Annotated in this window: 1 protein-coding gene; it reads left to right on the forward strand. The window is 69.0% G+C overall.

The genetic code is table 11. From position 1 onward, the window contains the following. Nucleotides 1–577: toprim domain-containing protein (locus EN935_RS39300; RefSeq protein ID WP_206534719.1), on the forward strand; the 577-nt coding region annotated here is incomplete at its 5' end. Nucleotides 578–610 lie beyond the last annotated feature (33 nt).

The following is a 610-nucleotide window of genomic DNA, read 5'->3' on the forward strand; positions in this document are numbered from 1 at the left end:
GCGTTTCCATCCCGGCTGCTACTACAGGGATCTCGTGACCGGCGAGACGCGGACCCTGCCTGCGCTGATTGCCGCTGTCACCAACCTCGACGGGGAGATTACCGGCCTGCAGCGCACCTGGCTTGATCCTTCGGGTCAGGGCAAGGCGCAACTCACTGATCCACGCCGCTCGCTGGGAGATCTCCTTGGCAACGGCATTTGGCTAGGCCGCCAGCCAGATGAGCCCGTCCCGGTCATGGCCGCCGGCGAGGGTTTTGAGACGATGGCGTCGGTTAAGGTGGTGATGCCGGCGCTGCCGGTGGCCGCCGCCACTTCGGCCAATCACCTCGCCGGCCTGACCTTCCCGCCTGGCTGCCGTCGCCTCTACATCGCAGCCGATGCCGACGCCGCCGGCCGGCATGGCATCGGGCGTCTCAGCCAGCGCGCAGGCGAGGCCGGGATTCTCGCCCTGGTTTTGCGGCCGCAGCTCGGCGACTTCAACGACGATCTGCGCCATCTCGGCCCCGCCCATCTCGCGGCACGGCTCAGCGATCAGCTCGTCCCGGAGGATGCCCGTCTTTTCCTGCCGTCCGGATGAACGGCCGGGGCGGCAGGCGGGCGGGGGCGTCAC

Source organism: Mesorhizobium sp. M7D.F.Ca.US.004.03.1.1, from assembly GCF_003998635.1.
In the GTDB taxonomy this organism is placed as follows: Bacteria; Pseudomonadota; Alphaproteobacteria; order Rhizobiales; family Rhizobiaceae; genus Mesorhizobium; species Mesorhizobium loti.